Annotated in this window: 12 protein-coding genes; 2 read left to right on the forward strand and 10 right to left on the reverse strand. The window is 71.9% G+C overall.

Features of this window, described 5'->3' with window-relative positions; genetic code table 11:
* Positions 1 to 30 precede the first annotated feature (30 nt).
* From serA to ACZ5TL_RS19445, 6 genes are all read right to left on the reverse strand, one after another.
* Entirely contained in the window at positions 31 to 1632 is a 1602-nt protein-coding gene (gene serA / locus ACZ5TL_RS19420; protein WP_468591133.1) for a phosphoglycerate dehydrogenase, read from the reverse strand.
* A 269-nt stretch (positions 1633 to 1901) separates the two neighbouring features.
* Complete coding sequence (gene ilvC / locus ACZ5TL_RS19425; protein ID WP_020271499.1) at positions 1902 to 2900, reverse strand: ketol-acid reductoisomerase; 999 nt, start codon at positions 2898 to 2900, stop codon at positions 1902 to 1904.
* A 121-nt stretch (positions 2901 to 3021) separates the two neighbouring features.
* Entirely contained in the window at positions 3022 to 3546 is a 525-nt protein-coding gene (gene ilvN, locus ACZ5TL_RS19430) for an acetolactate synthase small subunit (protein ID WP_010048631.1), read from the reverse strand.
* 36 nt (positions 3547 to 3582) lie between these two features.
* Positions 3583 to 5430, reverse strand: coding sequence for an acetolactate synthase large subunit (locus tag ACZ5TL_RS19435; RefSeq protein ID WP_468591135.1), 1848 nt, complete (start codon positions 5428 to 5430; stop codon positions 3583 to 3585).
* Positions 5431 to 5660: 230 nt separating this feature from the next.
* On the reverse strand, positions 5661 to 8672 hold the full coding sequence (locus tag ACZ5TL_RS19440; protein WP_468591137.1) for a putative bifunctional diguanylate cyclase/phosphodiesterase: 3012 nt from the start codon (positions 8670 to 8672) through the stop codon (positions 5661 to 5663).
* Between the two features lie 424 nt (positions 8673 to 9096).
* On the reverse strand, positions 9097 to 10047 hold the full coding sequence (locus ACZ5TL_RS19445) for a 2-hydroxyacid dehydrogenase (RefSeq protein ID WP_468591139.1): 951 nt from the start codon (positions 10045 to 10047) through the stop codon (positions 9097 to 9099).
* Between the two features lie 77 nt (positions 10048 to 10124).
* On the opposite strand from ACZ5TL_RS19445, the gene ACZ5TL_RS19450 reads away from it, so the two are divergent.
* A complete protein-coding gene (locus ACZ5TL_RS19450; protein ID WP_468591141.1) occupies positions 10125 to 11123 on the forward strand; it encodes an aldo/keto reductase in 999 nt (332 codons plus the stop codon).
* Between the two features lie 91 nt (positions 11124 to 11214).
* Complete coding sequence (locus tag ACZ5TL_RS19455; RefSeq protein WP_468591143.1) at positions 11215 to 12423, forward strand: PQQ-dependent sugar dehydrogenase; 1209 nt, start codon at positions 11215 to 11217, stop codon at positions 12421 to 12423.
* 15 nt (positions 12424 to 12438) lie between these two features.
* Here ACZ5TL_RS19455 and ACZ5TL_RS19460 read toward each other — a convergent pair whose 3' ends face one another.
* The 4 genes from ACZ5TL_RS19460 to ACZ5TL_RS19475 form a co-directional block, all read right to left on the reverse strand.
* The gene (locus tag ACZ5TL_RS19460) at positions 12439 to 12642 is read right to left on the reverse strand and encodes a DUF6191 domain-containing protein (protein ID WP_468591145.1); all 204 of its coding nucleotides are present in this window, start codon (positions 12640 to 12642) and stop codon (positions 12439 to 12441) included.
* Positions 12643 to 12692: 50 nt separating this feature from the next.
* The gene (locus ACZ5TL_RS19465; protein ID WP_468591238.1) at positions 12693 to 15842 is read right to left on the reverse strand and encodes a helix-turn-helix transcriptional regulator; all 3150 of its coding nucleotides are present in this window, start codon (positions 15840 to 15842) and stop codon (positions 12693 to 12695) included.
* Between the two features lie 110 nt (positions 15843 to 15952).
* Positions 15953 to 16138 (reverse strand): hypothetical protein, encoded by a 186-nt coding sequence (locus tag ACZ5TL_RS19470; protein WP_468591147.1) that lies wholly within the window; start codon positions 16136 to 16138, stop codon positions 15953 to 15955.
* A gap of 198 nt (positions 16139 to 16336) precedes the next feature.
* On the reverse strand, positions 16337 to 16867 hold the full coding sequence (locus ACZ5TL_RS19475) for a hypothetical protein (protein WP_468591149.1): 531 nt from the start codon (positions 16865 to 16867) through the stop codon (positions 16337 to 16339).
* Positions 16868 to 16890: the final 23 nt, after the last annotated feature.

Genomic DNA, 16890 nt, shown 5'->3' on the forward strand with positions numbered 1-16890 from the left:
CCGTTCAGGGCGAACGGGGGTCCGGGGGCGTCAGGCCAGGTTCACGGAGCGAGCCGAGGTCGCCCCGATCTCCGCCGCGACCTCGGCCAGCACACCGGTGCTGACCGTGTCGTCCACGGTCAGCACCGCCAGCGCCTCGCCACCGGCCGCCGCCCGCGACACCTGCATGCCGGCGATGTTGAGGCCCGCCTCGCCGAGGATGCGGCCCACCGTGCCGACGATGCCCGGACGGTCCTCGTACTTCAGCACGATCATGTGGTCGGCGAGCGCGAGGTCGACGTCGTAGTCCCCGACGGCGACGAGCTTCTGAAGGTGCTTGGGGCCGGCCAGCGTGCCGGAGACCGAGACCTCCTCGCCGTCGGCGAGGGTGCCGCGCACGGTGACGACGTTGCGGTGCTCGGTCGCCTCGGAGCTGGTGGTCAGGCGCACCTCGACGCCGCGCTCCTGCGCGAACAGCGGGGCGTTGACGTACGACACCGTCTCGTCGACGACGTCCTCGAAGACACCCTTGAGGGCGCTGAGCTCCAGCACCTTCACGTCGTGCTGGGTGATCTCGCCGTACACCTCGACGTCGAGGCGGACCGCGACCTCACCGGCGAGCGCGGTGAAGATGCGGCCGAGGCGCTCGGCGAGCGGCAGGCCCGGCTTGACGTCCTCGGCGATGACGCCGCCCTGCACGTTCACCGCGTCCGGCACGAGCTCACCGGCGAGGGCGAGGCGCACCGAGCGGGCGACGGCGATACCGGCCTTCTCCTGCGCCTCGTCGGTGGAGGCACCGAGGTGCGGGGTGGCGACGACCTGGTCGAACTCGAAGAGCGGGGAGTCCGTGCAGGGCTCCTTCGCGTACACGTCGAGACCGGCACCGGCGACCCGGCCCTCCTTGAGGGCGGAGTACAGCGCCTCCTCGTCGACGATCCCGCCACGCGCGGCGTTGACGATGCGCACGCTCGGCTTGACCTTGCGCAGCGCCTCGTCGCCGATCAGGCCGAGGGTCTCGGGGGTCTTGGGGAGGTGCACGGTGATGAAGTCGGAGACCTCGAGCAGCTCGTCCAGCGACAGCACCTTCACGCCCATCTGCGCGGCGCGCGCGGGCTGCACGTAGGGGTCGTAGGCGACGACCTTCATGCCGAAGGCGGACATGCGCTGCGCGACGAGCGCGCCGATGCGGCCGAGGCCGACGACACCGAGGGTCTTCTCGGCCAGCTCGACGCCGGTGTACTTGCTGCGCTTCCACTCGCCGTTCTTCAGCGCGGCGTTCGCCTGCGGGATGTTGCGGGCGGTGGCGACGAGCAGACCACAGGCCAGCTCGGCGGCGGTCACGATGTTCGAGGTGGGGGCGTTGACGACCATCACGCCGGCCTTGGTGGCGGCGGAGACGTCCACGTTGTCCAGGCCGACGCCGGCTCGGGCGACGACCTTCAGCTTGTTCGCGGCGGCGATCGCCTCGGCGTCGACCTTGGTCGCCGAGCGGACCAGGATCGCGTCCACGTCGGCGATGGCCGGGAGCAGCTCGGCCCGGTCCGCGCCATTGCAGTGCCGGATCTCGAAGTCCGGGCCCAGCGCGTCGACGGTGGCGGGCGACAGCTCTTCAGCGATGAGTACCACGGGTTTGTGACTGGGGTACGAGCTCACGTGAGTCCTCACAAGTCCAGTGCTGCGGACGGCCGTCCCGACGGCCGCAGGCGGTGGAGGGGGGCTAGCCGCGTGGAAGACGCACGACGCTGTGGGCCTGACGCGTTATGTGTGCAGCAGTCTAGTGGCGCCGAGGGCGTCGTCTTACGCCGCTGCGGAAGGATCACCCGTCCGTGGCCGGACGGGATGGACAACGCCGTACCTCCGACGTTACCCCGGGGCGGCCGAAGGGGCCGGTGCAGCTCGCTCCGGCCCCCTGGCCGTGAGGCTCACGCCTCCTCGTCGACCCAGCTCATGAGCTTGCGGAGCTCCTTGCCGGTGGTCTCCAGCAGGTGCTCGGAGTCCTGGGTCTTGTACTCGTTGTACTTCTTCAGACCGCCGTGGTACTCGTCCATCCACGCCTGGGCGAAGGTGCCGTCCTGGATCTCGGCGAGGACCTTCTTCATCTCGGCCTTGGTGGCGTCCGTGATGATGCGCGGGCCGGTGACGTAGTCGCCCCACTCGGCGGTCTCGGAGATCGACCAGCGCATCTTCTCCAGGCCGCCCTCGTACATGAGGTCGACGATCAGCTTCAGCTCGTGCAGGCACTCGAAGTAGGCGATCTCCGGCTGGTAGCCGGCCTCGGTCAGCGTCTCGAAGCCCGCCTTGACCAGGGCCGCGGTGCCACCGCAGAGGACGGCCTGCTCACCGAACAGGTCGGTCTCGGTCTCCTCGGTGAAGGTCGTCTTGATGACGCCGGCGCGGGTGCCGCCGATGCCCTTGGCGTACGACAGGGCCAGCGCGAAGGCGTTGCCCGTGGCGTCCTGCTCGACGGCGGCGATGCAGGGAACGCCGCGGCCCTCCTCGTACTGGCGGCGGACGAGGTGGCCCGGGCCCTTCGGGGCGACCATGCAGACGTCGACGCCGGCCGGGGGCTTGATGAAGCCGTAGCGGATGTTCAGGCCGTGGCCGAAGAACAGGGCGTCGCCGTCGTTCAGGTTCGGGGCGATGTGCTCCTCGTAGACCTGGGCCTGGATCGGGTCCGGGACGAGGATCATGATGACGTCGGCCTCGGCGGCGGCCTCCGACGGGGTCACCACGCGCAGGCCCTGCTCCTCGGCCTTCGCCTTGGACTTGGAGCCCTCGTGCAGACCGACGCGGACGTCGACACCCGAGTCACGGAGCGACAGCGCGTGGGCGTGGCCCTGGCTGCCGTACCCGATGACCGCGACCTTGCGGCCCTGGATGATGGACAGGTCGGCGTCGGCGTCGTAGAACAGCTCGGCCACTTTGGGTTCTCTCCTCGGGAGTGCAGGTGTTGCGTCCCACCGTATGACGGGGGGCGGAAGGGAAGTCTGAGGGTCTCGGAATACGGGCGGTCGGCGCGCCGCCGGCCGCCCGCTCTCCGTCTTACGCCGACCGGTCCAGGGCGCGCAGCGACCGGTCCGTGATGGAGCGGGCACCGCGGCCGATCGCGATCGTGCCGGACTGGACGAGCTCCTTGATGCCGTACGGCTCCAGCATCTTGAGCATCGCCGACAGCTTCTCGCCGGATCCGGTGGCCTCGATGGTGACGGCCTCCGGGGAGACGTCGACGGTCTTGGCGCGGAACAGCTGGACGATCTCGACGATCTGGGAGCGCGTCTCGTTGTCGGCGCGCACCTTCACCAGGACGAGTTCGCGCTGCACGGCCTGCGACGGCTCCAGCTCGACGATCTTCAGCACGTTGACGAGTTTGTTGAGCTGCTTGGTGACCTGCTCCAGCGGCAGGTCCTCCACGCCCACGACGATGGTGATGCGGGAGATGTCGGGGTGCTCGGTGACACCGACGGCGAGCGAGTCGATGTTGAACCCGCGGCGGGAGAACAGGGCGGCGATCCGGGCCAGGATGCCGGGGGTGTTCTCCACCAGGACGGAGAGCGTGTGCTTGGACATGATCTGCTTCCTCTGCTTGAAAGTCCTGGGTGGCTCTCAGTCGTCTTCGTTGTCGCCGAAGTCGGGGCGGACGTCCCGGGCGGCCATGATCTCGTCGTTGGAGGTGCCGGCGGCGACCATCGGCCAGACCATCGCGTCCTCGTGGACGATGAAGTCCACGACGACGGGGCGGTCGTTGATGGCGTTCGCCTCCGCGATGACCTTGTCGAGGTCGGCCGGGTCCTCGCAGCGGATGGCGTAGCAGCCCATGGCCTCCGACAGCTTGACGAAATCGGGGACGCGGGTGCCGCGGGCCTGCGGGTTGACGTCGTCCGGGCCGGAGTGCAGGACGGTGTTGGAGTACCGCTGGTTGTAGAAGAGGGTCTGCCACTGGCGGACCATCCCGAGGGCGCCGTTGTTGATGACGGCGACCTTGATCGGGATGTTGTTCAGGGCGCAGGTGGCGAGCTCCTGGTTGGTCATCTGGAAGCAACCGTCGCCGTCGATCGCCCAGACCGCCTTGTCCGGCGCGCCGGCCTTGGCGCCCATGGCGGCCGGGACGGCGTAGCCCATGGTTCCGGCGCCACCGGAGTTCAGCCAGGTGCCCGGCTTGTCGTACTCGATGTAGTGCGCGGCCCACATCTGGTGCTGGCCGACGCCCGCCGTGAAGATCGTGCCCTCGGGGGCGAGCTGTCCGATGCGCTCGATGACCTGCTGCGGGGAGAGCGAGCCGTCGCCGGGCTGGTCGTAGCCGAGCGGGTAGGTCTCGCGCCAGCGGTTCAGGTCGTTCCACCACATGCCGTAGTCGCCCTGGTGGCCCTCGCTGTGCTCCTTCTGCACGGCCTGGACCAGGTCGGCGATGACCTCGCGGGCGTCACCGACGATCGGCACGTCGGCGGCGCGGTTCTTGCCGATCTCGGCCGGGTCGATGTCCGCGTGGACGATCTTGGCGAAGGGCGCGAAGCTGTCCAGCTTGCCGGTGACGCGGTCGTCGAAGCGGGCGCCGAGGGCGACGATCAGATCGGCCTTCTGCAGGGCTGTGACGGCGGCCACCGAGCCGTGCATGCCGGGCATGCCCAGGTGCTGCGGGTGGTTGTCGGGGAACGCGCCGAGCGCCATCAGGGTGGTGGTGACGGGCGCGCCGGTGAGTTCGGCGAGGACCTTCAGCTCGGCGGTCGCTCCGGCCTTGAGCACGCCGCCGCCGACGTACAGCACGGGCCGGCGGGCCTGGGTGATCAGCTTGGCGGCCTCGCGGATCTGCTTGGCGTGCGGCTTGGTCACCGGGCGGTAGCCGGGCAGGTCCATGGCGGGCGGCCAGGAGAAGGTGGTCTTCGCCTGGAGGGCGTCCTTGGCGATGTCGACCAGGACCGGGCCGGGGCGGCCGGTGGAGGCGATGTGGAACGCCTGCGCGATCACCCGCGGGATGTCATCGGCCCGCGTGACGAGGAAGTTGTGTTTGGTGATCGGCATGGTGATGCCGACGATGTCCGCCTCCTGGAAGGCGTCCGTGCCGATCGCCTTGGACGCCACCTGGCCGGTGATCGCGACCAGCGGCACCGAGTCCATGTGCGCGTCGGCGATCGGCGTGACGAGGTTGGTCGCGCCGGGGCCCGAGGTCGCCATGCAGACGCCGACCTTGCCGGTGGCCAGCGCGTACCCCTCGGCCGCGTGACCGGCGCCCTGCTCGTGGCGCACCAGCACGTGGCGCACGCGGGTGGAGTCCATCAGCGGGTCGTACGCCGGAAGGATGCAACCACCGGGAATGCCGAATACCGTGTCGGCGCCGACCTCCTCGAGAGAGCGGATGAGGGACTGCGCGCCCGTCACGTGCTCGGGGGCGGAGTGCTGTCCTCCGGATCGGGGCCGGGGCTGCGGGTGATGGGCCCCGGTGGCCTGCTCGGTCATCGGCAATCTCTTCTCGGATGCTGAGGGTTTTTGCGAAGGTTTGTGCGGTGCTGTTCTGCCGCACGGCAGGTGCCTGTGCAATAAAAAACCCCTCGTGCCATAAGGCAAGCGAGGGGAGCGCGCCGGGTGGGATCGCTGAGCGGTCGAGGCTCAACGTCAGCCGACGCGCTTTCCAAGTACGAGAATTCGGGTGCGCATGGCACAGACCCTCCCCCGGCACGCACTCACTGTCAAGTGGGTGGGACGGGAGTCTCATCATGTGAGCGGAGAGTCGTGCCACCTCCTATGACGGCGGACACACCCGAGCTGTAGATCCGCGGGCCGCCGCCCGCGAACGCCGGTTCGGCCGGTCCGCTCGGCACCGGATAGTGGCCGGCGGCGAGCGCCCGGCGCAGCCGGTACGCGTCGAGCGGCCCGGAGAACGCCATGCCCTGCCCGTGCGTGCAGCCCATCGCGCGCAGGGCGGCGACCTGCTCCGGCAGGTCCACCCCTTCGGCCACGGACGTCAGCCCGAGGTCACCCGCGATGCGCAGCAGCCCACCGGTGATCTTGTGCAGGCGCGCGGACTCGACGACGCCGTCGACCAGATCCCGGTCGAGCTTGAGGATGTCGACGGGGAGCCGCCTGAGGGCTGTGATCGCCGCGTAGCCGCTGCCGAAGCCGTCGAGCGCGATCCGTACGCCGACCCGCCGCAGGGCGCCCAGGCGCCGCTCCAGCTCGTCCAGGGAGACCCTGGGGTCGGTGTCGGACAGCTCGATGATCAGCGCCCCGGACGGCAGCCCGTGCCGCGTGAGCAGCGCCTCGATCGAGCCGAGCGGCATGGACCGGTCCAGCAGCCGGCGGGCGCTCATCCGGACGACGACCGGTACGGTCAGCCCGGCCGCGTGCCGCTCGGCGGCCTGCTCGACGGCCTCCTCGATCATCCAGCGGCCCAGTTCGGCGGTCTTGTCACTGTCCTCGGCCACGCGCAGGAATTCCGCGGGGGTGAAGAGCACCCCCTGGGAGGAACGCCAGCGCGCCTGTGCGGACACCGATGCGATCCGGCCGTCCTCCAGGGACACCACCGGCTGGTGCAGCAGGGCGAACTCGCCGTCGTGCAGGGCGGCCCGCAGGCGCGTGGCCAGCTCCGCCTTGCGGACGACGTCCTGCTGCATCTGCGGCTTGTACAGCTCGACGCGGCCCTTGCCGCCGGCCTTGGCCCGGTACATCGCCAGGTCGGCGTTGCGCAGCAGCTCGCCCGCGCCGAGGCCCGCTTCCGCGAAGGCCACGCCGATGGAGGCGTTGACCCGGACATCGTTGCCGTCGATGAGGTAGGGCTGGGACAACGTCACCCTGAGGCGGTCGGCGAGTTCCAGGATGTGCCGCTCCCGGGCGTCCCGGTCGCGGGTGTTGTCCCCGGCGATCAGGGCCGCGAACTCGTCCCCGCCGAGCCGGGCGGCGGTGTCGCCCTGCCGGACGGAGTCCTGGAGCCTGCGGGCGGCCTGGACGAGCAGTTCGTCCCCGGCCTGGTGCCCGATCGTGTCGTTGACGGCCTTGAAGCCGTCGAGGTCGATGAACAGCACGGCCGTGTTCCGCAGGGCCAGGCCCCGGTCGGATGCGCGGCGGCCCGACAGGGCGTGCTGGACGCGCTGGGTGAACAGGGCCCGGTTGGGCAGGTCCGTGAGCGGGTCGTGCTCGGCGTTGTGCTGCAACTGGGCCTGCAGGCGCACCCGCTCGGTCACGTCCCTGCTGTTGAAGATGAGGCCGCCGTGGTGGCGGTTGACGGTGGACTCGACGTTCAGCCAGCCTCCCTCACCCGAGCGGAAGCGGCACTCGATGCGCGTAGTGCGTTCCTCGACCGGGTCGGCGGCGAGGAAACGCCGCACCTCGTGCACGACGCAGCCCAGGTCCTCCGGGTGGATGAGGCCGGCCAGTTCCGTCCCCACCAGCTCCTCCGCCGGGCGGCCGTACACACCGGCGGCGGCCGGGGAGACGTACCTCAGGACGCCGCTGGGTGCGGCGATCATGATGACGTCGCTGGAGCCCTGCACCAGGGAGCGGAAGTGGTTCTCCTTCTGGGCCAGCTCCTGGGTGAGGGTGATGTTGTCGAGCAGCATGATGCCCTGGCGCACGACGAGCGCGAGCACGACGGTGCCCCCGGTCAGCAGGACCACGCGGTCGACGCTGCGGCCGTTGAGGACGTTGTAGAGGATCCCCAGGGTGCACACGGCCGCCGCGAGATACGGCGTGAGGGCGGCGAGGGAGCCGGCGATGGGCCGGGCGGCCGTGTACCTGCTGAGCTCGCCTCCGGGCAGGGGCGGCGGGTGGTTCGGTCCGCTGCGCTGCCCGGGCACGTGCTCGTGCACCACGCGCGTGTGCCCGCTCGCGCCGTGCCGGTCGGGGTGGTGGTCGGTGTCCGGCGTGCGGGGCCCGGCCCACGGGGCGTAGGCCAGCAGCAGCGAGCCGGCGAACCAGCCCGCGTCGAGCAGCTGGCCGGACCGGTAGTCGTGGTGCATCAGCGGCGAGGTGAACAGGGCGTCGCACATCACGGTCAGTGCGAGCGCGCCGATGGCGGTGTTGACCGCGGAGCGGTTCACCGCTGACCGCCGGAAGTGCAGCGCGAGCACCATGCTGACCAGCGCGATGTCGAGCAGCGGGTACGCCAGCGACAGCGCGGTGTGCGCCACGCTCGGCCCCTCGGACTTCGCTGCCTGGGCGAGGGCGAGGCTCCAGGCCAGGGTCAGCAGCGAGCCGCCGATGAGCCAGGCGTCGAGCCCCAGGCAGACCCAGCCGGCCTTGGTCACGGGCCGCTTGGCGAGCACGAGCAGCCCGACGATCGCGGGCGGCGCGAAGCACAGGAAGAACAAGTCGGCGTAGCTGGGACTGGGCACGGGCATTCCCAGGACCACCTCGTACCACCCCCAGACCAGGTTGCCCAGGGACGCCATGGCCGAGGAGAGGCCGAACAGCAGCCAGGCGGGCCGGAAGCGGGTGCCGCGACTGCGGGCATGGATGCAGCACGAGAGGGCGGCGGTGGCGGCCGCGGCGCTCAGCCCGAAGTCGCCCATGATCAGGGCCAGTTCACTCGACCCCCAGCCGATCGCGGCACCGATGGCGTATCCCGCGCAGACCAGGGCGAGGGTGAGCTGGAGGGCCAGGGCCGGCCGGTGGCCGGCGACCGGCGTGCGGGTCAGCAGCGCGCCCGGGGACCGAGGCTGTGCCCGCAGCGCTCCGTCCAGCGTGGGGGTCGGGGGCGCGGTCACCGGGCCCTCCCGGCCCTGGCCGCTCCCGGGTCCCGCGGGCGCCGGCGGACCGGCTGGGCATGCCTCCAGCGACTGCCGGGCCTGCTGCGGTGATGACTGTGGTCGGTGTGGTGGTCCCTGTGGTGGGTGCGGTGGCCGCCGTGATCGGCGTACCGGCCGCGTCTGCTCGCGGCCGTCCGCCAGGGTCGCCGTCCACGGCCCCGCCCCGTCGGATCGCTCGTCCATAGGCCGTACATCGCCTGTCGCCCCCCTCACAGTCCTGACATGTCCGTCCCCGGCGCCAACTGTCCCCGGCGCAGCCCCTGTCGGGACGATACACCAGTCTCGTCACTCAGGGACATAGGTTCTCTACGCTCCGTGACGATCAATAGATGTATGAGTACCCACCGCGCCCGAAGGGTTGCGGACGGTACTCAAAGCTCGGTCAGCCGGTTGGTGCACCCGTCGTAAGGATCACGTTGCGGAGCGGCTCCCGGTTCACATAACGGCGCAACTGGTCCACCAGGAGCCGCTTGGCGCGCGGGAGGAACGCGGAGGTGGGACCGCCGACGTGCGGGCTGATGAGTACCCCCGGCGCACGCCACAAGGGGTGTTCGCGCGGGAGGGGCTCGGGATCGGTGACGTCGAGGGCGGCGGTGATGCGGCCGCCCTCCAGTTCGGCGAGCAGGGCCTTGGTGTCGACGACGGGCCCGCGAGCCACGTTGACCAGGAGCGCGCCGTCCTTCATCCGGGACAGGAAGTCGGCTCCTGCCAGGCCACGGGTGGTTTCGGAGAGCGGGGTGGACAGGACGACGACGTCCGCTTCCGGGAGCAGCGCGGGGAGTTCGGTGAGCGGATGCACCGGCCCGCGCGCCGTGGTGCGCTCGGAGCGCGCGACGCGCGCCACCCGCGCCGGCTCGAACGGAACGAGCCGGTCCTCGATGGCCGCGCCGATCGATCCGTATCCGACGATGAGGACGTTCCTGTCGGCGAGCGCGGGCCGGAAACCGCCGAGCCACTCCCCCCGGTCCTGGGCGCGGACGAAGGCGGGGATCCCGCGCAGCGAGGCCAGGATCAGCGCGAGGGTGAGCTCCGCGGTGCTGGCCTCGTGCACCCCCCGCGCGTTGCACAGCCGCACACCCGGGCGCAGGTGCCCGAGCCCCGGCTCCACGTGGTCGATTCCCGCGGAAAGGGTCTGCACGACCTGGACGCGGCTCATCTCCGGCAGGGGCCGCACGCACAGCGGACTGGGCTTCATGTAGGGGACGACGTAGAAGGCGCAGTCGGCCGGGTCCGCCGGGAAGTCCTCCGCGCCGTTCCAGAAGCGGTAGTCCGGGCCCACGGGCAGACCCTCGATCTCGTCCGGCGGGATGGGCAGCCACACGTCAGCAGTCATGCTCTGGAGGCTATGTCAGGAGCGCGCCACGGCAGAGGTTAGGTTGGGGTGGCCGGAACAGGGAGGGTCACGACCAGGTGGAGCGCAGGACGATCGGCGCGGCGGCGCTCGCGGTGGGGGCCGTCGGACTCGGGTGCATGCCGATGAGCTGGGCCTACAACGCGTCGCGGCAGCGCGGCGACGAATCGCTCAGGGCCGTGCACCGGGCGCTCGATCTGGGCGCGTCCCTGCTGGACACGGCCGACATGTACGGCCCCTTCACCAACGAGCTGCTGGTGGGGCGGGCGTTGAAGGAGCGGCGGTCCGACGCGTTCGTGTCGACGAAGGTCGGTCTGCTCGTGGGCGACCAGCACATCGTGGCCAACGGCCGCCCCGGGTACGTGAAGCGGGCCTGCGACGCGTCGCTCAGGCGGCTGCAGACGGACGTCATCGACCTCTACCAGCTGCACCGGGCCGACCCCGAGGTGCCCGTCGAGGAGACCTGGGGCGCGATGGCGGAGCTCGTCCAGGCGGGGAAGGTACGGGCGCTGGGCCTGTGCGCTGTGGGGGCGCGGGCCGGCCGCCGGTCGGGGGCCCGGCTGCACGACGCGACGGTCCGGCAATTGGAGCGGGTCCAGCAGGTCTTCCCGGTGAGCGCGGTGCAGGCGGAGCTGTCGGTGTGGTCGCCGGAGGCGCTGGAGACCCTGCTGCCGTGGTGCGAGACGCGGGGCGTCGGCTTCCTCGCCGCCATGCCGCTGGGCAACGGCTTCCTGACCGGCAGGCTGCGGCCCGGCGCCGGCTTCGAGGCGGACGACCTGCGCGCCCGGCACCCCCGCTTCACGGCCGAGATGATGGCCGCGAACCAGCCGATCGTCGCGGGCCTGCGCCGCGTGGCCCGCCGCCATGGCTCGGACGTCACCCCCGCCCAGGTCGCCCTCGCCTGGGTCCTCGCCCAGGGCCCGCACGTGGTCCCTGTCCCGGGCACGAAGCAGGAGCGCTGGGTCACCGAGAACACGGCCGCGGCGATGCTGCGTCTGACACCCGGCGATCTGGAAGAGGTGGCGGGCCTTCCGCCGGCGCAGGGGTCGTGGGACTGAGCCGGTGACGACCCCGGGGCGCGGTTCGGGCAAACCCCACGTTTTTCGATCGACGTTCCGTGATCGGGAACCTGAGGGGCGCGGGCGGAGTATGACAGGGGAGAAGACCCGCCCCGTCGAAGGGACCGAGATCGTGCGACGTCGAGCCGCGACGGCCGTGTCGGCCGCCACCGCGCTTCTGCTGACGGCCGGCTGCTCCTCCGACGGCGGAGGATCGTCCGGCACCGACGAGAGCGCCTCCCCCGGCCGTACGGCCCCGGGATCGTCCGCGCCGCCCCGGCAGGGCGCCGAGGAGCCCCCGCCCGCCAAGGGCTCCGTGAAGGTGGTGCGCACCGTCGCCGAAGGTCTGGACTCCCCCTGGGGTCTGGCTCCCCTGCCCGACGGCGACCTGCTCGTCTCCTCGCGGGACGAGGGGACGATCGTCCGGGTCGACGAGAAGACCGGCAAGAAGACCGAGGTGGGCGAGGTACCGGGGGTGTCCGCGGCCGGCGAGGGCGGCCTCCTCGGCATCACCCTGTCCCCCGACTACGCCTCGGACCGCATGGTCTACGCGTACTTCACCTCCGCCGGCGACAACCGTGTCGTCCGCATGATCTACGACGAGCAGAAGCCCTCCGGCGAGCAGCTCGGCGCGCCCGACACGGTCTTCCGGGGCATCCCCAAGGGCTTCGTCCACAACGGCGGCCGGATCGCGTTCGGCCCCGACAAGATGCTGTACGTCGGCACCGGCGAGAGCGGTGACACCGGTCTGTCCCAGGACAAGGACTCCGTGGGCGGCAAGATCCTGCGCCTGACCCCGGAAGGCGAGCCGGCACCGGGCAACCCGTTCCCGGACTCGCCGGTGTACTCCTACGGCCACCGCAATGTGCAGGGTCTGGCCTGGGACGGTGAGCAGCGGCTGTTCGCCTCGGAGTTCGGGCAGGACACCTGGGACGAGCTGAACGCGATCAAGCCGGGTGACAACTACGGCTGGCCCGAGGCCGAGGGCGCGACCGACGACTCGGAGTTCCACAACCCGGTCGACCAGTGGACGCCGGCGGAGGCCTCCCCGAGCGGCATCGCCTACGCCGAGGGCTCGGTCTGGATGGCGGGCCTGCGCGGCAAGCGGCTGTGGCGCATCCCGCTGAACGGCACGGAGGCCTCGGCGGAACCGCAGGCGTTCCTCGAGGAGGAGTACGGCCGGCTGCGCACGGTGGTCCCGGCGGGCGGCGGCCGGCTGTACCTCGTGACCAGCAACACGGACGGCCGGGGCAGCCCGAAGGACGGGGACGACCGGATTCTGGAGGTGCGGGTCACGTGATGCCGGTAGTGCGGGTCACGTAGGCCGCGCGGCATCCCGGTCGCCGGGGCCCTCCGGCTCGTCCGGCGGGCGGACGACGACCTTCCCGGAAGCCAGGTCTATCGGGCCGCGGCCAAGATCGCCGTCCCCGACGTCCTCCCGGGTCAGTTCCAGCCGGTTCTGCTCGTCGCGGGTGTGCTTGCGGCCGGGTGAGAACAGTTCCTCGAACGCGTTGAACAACGGAGCCTCCCTCAGCCGCGGGAACGGCGACCTCTCATTCAGCGTATGCCTCAGCCCGCCCGGCCGGGCATGACCGTTTCGGCCGGGTACAGCCCCAGCCGGTGCGCCACCGCCGCCGCCTCGCCCCGCCCGGAGACGCCGAGCTTGGCCAGGATGTTGGAGACGTGGACGCTCGCGGTCTTCGGGGAGATGAACAGCTCCTGCGCGATCCGGCGGTTGGTGTGGCCGACGGCGACCAGGCGCAGCACGTCCCGTTCCCGGCTGGTGAGCCCCAGGGCGTCGGCGGGGTCGGCCGGGGCGGTGGCCGGTTCCGGGGCGGGCCCGAGCGGGAGGCGGGCCCGCTGGGCGAGGGCGCCGACGGCGTCGGCGAGCGGCCGGGCCCCGAGGTGGCGGGCGACGGCCCCGGCGAGGCGGAGCAGTTCCGTGACGCGGTCGCGGTCGTCGCCGCCGTCGTCACCGCCGGCCGTCAGCAGGGACTCGGCCAGACGGTAGCGGACGCGGGCGAGGTCGTAGGGGCGGTCCAGGCACTCGAAGGCGGTGACCACGCGCGACCAGGTGTCCGGTGCGCTCCGGCCCTCGGCGCGGTGGAGTTCGGCGCGGACCCACTGCTCGTGGGCGAGCCAGACCGGTGCGTTCGTGGTGAGGCGCTTGACGGTCCCGAGGATGCTCTCCAGAACCCCGTCACGGCCGCCCCGGGCGGCGGGCAGTTCGCGGGCGTCGGCCTCGGCGACGGCCGCTCGGAGCAGCAGCGGCCAGGCGTAGCGCTGGGTGCCGGGCGGGAAGCCGGACTTCAGGGCGCGGGCCAGTTCGGCGCGGGCGTCGGCGAGGCGGCCCTCGGCGACGGCGACGGCGATGGTGAGGCCGGAGATCGGCAGGTCGTGCTGCGGCATGGGGTCGTGCGGGCCGTAGGAGGCGCGGGCCTCCGCGAGGTGGCGGGCGGCCTCGGGCACCCGGCCCCCGCGGGCCAGTGCGAGGAACGCCAGGCTGGTGGCGCCGGCCCCGTACGGCGCGGCCGTCCGCCCGTGCCGCTGGGCGTTGACGGCCGCCTCGGCGGCCTCGTCCCAGCGGCCCAGGGAGATGAGCGACTCGGCGAGGTTGCCCCAGACCCAGCCCTCGGACTCCGTGAGTCCCATCCGGCCGGTGAGCCGCAGGCCCTCGCGCAGGATGCCCACGGCCTCCTCGGAGCGCCCGATGCCTTCCAGGGTGGAGGGCAGGTTCACATGGCTGCGGCCCACGACCGCCGGGCTCCGGGCCACCGCTTCGTCCCTGACCTCGTACATGTGGGCCAGCCCGGCCTCGATCTGCCCTGCCTCGACCATCAACCCGCCGAGGGTGAGCCGGGCGTTGGACTCGATGTCGCCGGCGCCCACCATGCGCGCGTACTCGACGGCCCGCTCGGCGGCCGTCAGGGCTTCCGGGCCCGGCGCGCGGAGCATCGACCAGTGGGCGACCGTGGCCAGCACCTCGGCGTGCACCTCGGAGGGCGGCCGGCCGCGGACCAGCTCCTGCGCGGTGGCGATCTCCTGCCAGCCGTCGCCCCGGGCTAGCCGCTGCACCAGACGGGAGCGCTGGATCCAGAACCAGGCGGTGCGCAGGGGATCGTCCTCCTGGTCCAGCAGGCGCAGAGCCCGCTTGGTGATCTTCAGGGCGCGTTCGCGCTCCCCGCACAGCCGTCCGGCCACGGCCGCCTCGGCGAGCAGGTCGAGGTGGCGCAGCGCGGTGGTGGCCGGGTCGCAGCCGCAGGGAGGGTACACCTCGGCGTAGTCGACGGGGCGCAGGGTCCGGCGTACGGCGTCGGGGGCGGCGTCCCACAGCTCCATCGCCCTCTCCAGCAGCCGCAGTTGCTCGGCGTAGGCGTGCCGGCGGCGGGCCTCGACGGAGGCGTCGAGGACGGCGGGCAGGGCCTTGGCCGGGTCGTGGGCGTGGTACCAGTAGCTGGCCAGGCGGGTCGCGCGCTGGTCGGCGGGGACGAGGGCCGGGTCGCTCTCCAGGGCCTCGGCGTAGCGGCGGTTGAGACGGGAGCGCTCACCGGGGAGCAGGTCGTCGCTGACGGCCTCGCGGACCAGGGAGTGCCGGAAGCGGTAGCCGTCGCCGCCGGGCGCGGGGGTGAGGATGCTGGCGTTGACGGCGGCCCGCAGCGCCTCGATCAGATCGTCCTCGGCGAGCCGGGCGACGGCCGCGAGCAGCCGGTACTCGACGGTGGAACCGCCCTCGGCGACGATCCGGGCGACCTGCTGAGCGGCCTCCGGCAGCCCTTCCACGCGGACGAGCAGCAGATCGCGCAGGGAGTCGGTCAGCCCCGTCCGGCATCCCTCATGGCCGGCGACGGCGAGTTCCTCCACGAAGAAGGCGTTGCCGTCGGAGCGTTCGAAGATCGCGTCGACCTGGTCCGGCTCGGGTTCGTGGGCGAGGATCCCGGCGATCTGACGGCAGACCTCGTCGCGGCTGAAGCGGGCGAGTTCGAGGCGGCGGATCGTGCGGAGGCGGTCGAGTTCGGCGAGCAGGGGCCGCATCGGGTGACGGCGGTGGATGTCGTCCGAACGGTAGGTGGCGAGGATGAGGAGGCGGCCGGTGCGCAGGGTGCGGAAGAGGTAGGAGAGCAGATGGCGGGTGGAGGCGTCGGCCCAGTGCAGGTCCTCCAGGGCGAGGACGACGGTGCGCTCGGCGGTGACGCGCTCCAGCAGGCGGGCGGTGAGCTCGAAGAGGCGGGCCATGCCGTCCTCGTCGTGCCGGCCGGTGCCCGACTCGCCCAGCTCGGGCAGCAGCCGGGCCAGCTCCTCCTCCTGTCCGGCTGCCGCGGCGGCCAGTTCACCGGGGAGTTCACGGCGCAGGGTGCGCAGGGCGGTGGAGAAGGGCGCGAAGGGCAGTCCGTCGGCGCCGATCTCCACACAGCCGCCGAGTGCGACCACCGCCCCCCGGCGGTGGGCCGCGGCGGTGAACTCCTCGACCAGGCGGGTCTTGCCCACTCCCGCCTCGCCGCCGATGAGCAGCGCCTGCGGCTCTCCCCTGCAGGAGCGGTCGAGGGCGTCGTTCAGCGTGCCCAACTCCTCGGCACGGCCGACGAACACGGGGCTGACGGACCTGGTCTCCACGGGCCCGAGCATCGCATGGGTGTCCGACAGCGCGGCACCGGTTTTCCCACGGACGGCCGGATCACCGGCTGTCCGTACGGGGGCGACGGCCGGATTACCGGCGGTCATTGCCGTACGGACCGACAGATCACCGGCCTTCGTTCCCGTACGGACCGACACGGCGCCGACGGTCGTTCCCGTACGGACCGCCATGGCGCCGGCCGGGTCCGCCCCGCTGTTCACGCCGGCCGGGCGGACCGGAGACGACGGAAGCGGTGGCTATGGCTTTCGTGCTCGGCGGAGTCCTGGGGCGTTTCGTGGCGGGCGGTGCGACGGCCCCGGGCGGCCTGGCGGACCAGGCGCTCGTGGTCGGCCCGGCGGATGAGGTCGGCGGTGCGCAGTTGCTGGAGCTCGTACTGGATCATGGCGTGTCCTTGGTGAGAGGCCGGTCGCGGAGGGTTTCCTCCGCGGTGACTTCACTCTCGCCTCCCAGACGGGGCGGCCGCATCGGGAGAGTTCCGCATCTTCGGCGGCGGGAGGGGCCTTAGGACACGGCCGAGGGGCCCCAGGGCGTCCGTAAGGTGCTTACGGACGCCCTAAGACCCCTCAGGACCTGCGGTGACTCAGCTCGCCGACGGCAGGCCGACCAGGATGTCGGTGTACTTGAGCACGGCCAGGAGCAGGCCGATGACGCCGAGCGCGACACCCGCCCAGGCGACCGACTTGATCCAAGGGGCCTGAACGCGGCCGGGCGTGCCGAACGCGGGCCGGGCGAGCGTCACGACGCCCACGACCAGGGCGGTCAGCGCGAACAGGCCGCCCCACAGGGCGGTGGTCTGCCAGGCGTCGCCGTAGACCGCCTGGATCTGCTGGGCCACGTTCGCGTTCTGCGCGGTCTCCAGCTGACCGATGAGGTTCTGGCGCGCGGCGGCCACCGTCCCCATCCAGCTGCCGGTGAGCGAGACGACGCCCAGCGCGGCCGAGACCACGGCGGCGGCGCCCTGGCCGACGCCGGAAGAGCCGTCCTCCTTCGTCTCCGCCGTCTCCGCGTCCTCGGCCGGGGTCACCTCGTCGTTCGACCCGGTGGTCTCCACCGCCTCCTCGTCGGTCGTGGCCTTGGTGGCCTCGGTCTCGTCCACTGCGTTCGTCGCCATGCCTCGCACCGTAGGGTCGCTGT

Source organism: Streptomyces sp. NPDC033136 (assembly GCF_055578235.1).

What these genes read in the sequence shown, in the direction of transcription:
- ilvN (WP_010048631.1), bottom strand. Translation starts at nt 3,546, where the DNA reads ATGTCCAAGCACACGCTCTCCGTCCTGGTGGAGAACACCCCCGGCATC.
- ACZ5TL_RS19435 (WP_468591135.1), bottom strand. Translation starts at nt 5,430, where the DNA reads ATGACCGAGCAGGCCACCGGGGCCCATCACCCGCAGCCCCGGCCCCGA.
- ACZ5TL_RS19445 (WP_468591139.1), bottom strand. Translation starts at nt 10,047, where the DNA reads ATGACTGCTGACGTGTGGCTGCCCATCCCGCCGGACGAGATCGAGGGT.
- ACZ5TL_RS19455 (WP_468591143.1), top strand. Translation starts at nt 11,215, where the DNA reads ATGACAGGGGAGAAGACCCGCCCCGTCGAAGGGACCGAGATCGTGCGA.
- ACZ5TL_RS19465 (WP_468591238.1), bottom strand. Translation starts at nt 15,842, where the DNA reads ATGACCGCCGGTAATCCGGCCGTCGCCCCCGTACGGACAGCCGGTGAT.
- ACZ5TL_RS19470 (WP_468591147.1), bottom strand. Translation starts at nt 16,138, where the DNA reads ATGATCCAGTACGAGCTCCAGCAACTGCGCACCGCCGACCTCATCCGC.
- ACZ5TL_RS19475 (WP_468591149.1), bottom strand. Translation starts at nt 16,867, where the DNA reads ATGGCGACGAACGCAGTGGACGAGACCGAGGCCACCAAGGCCACGACC.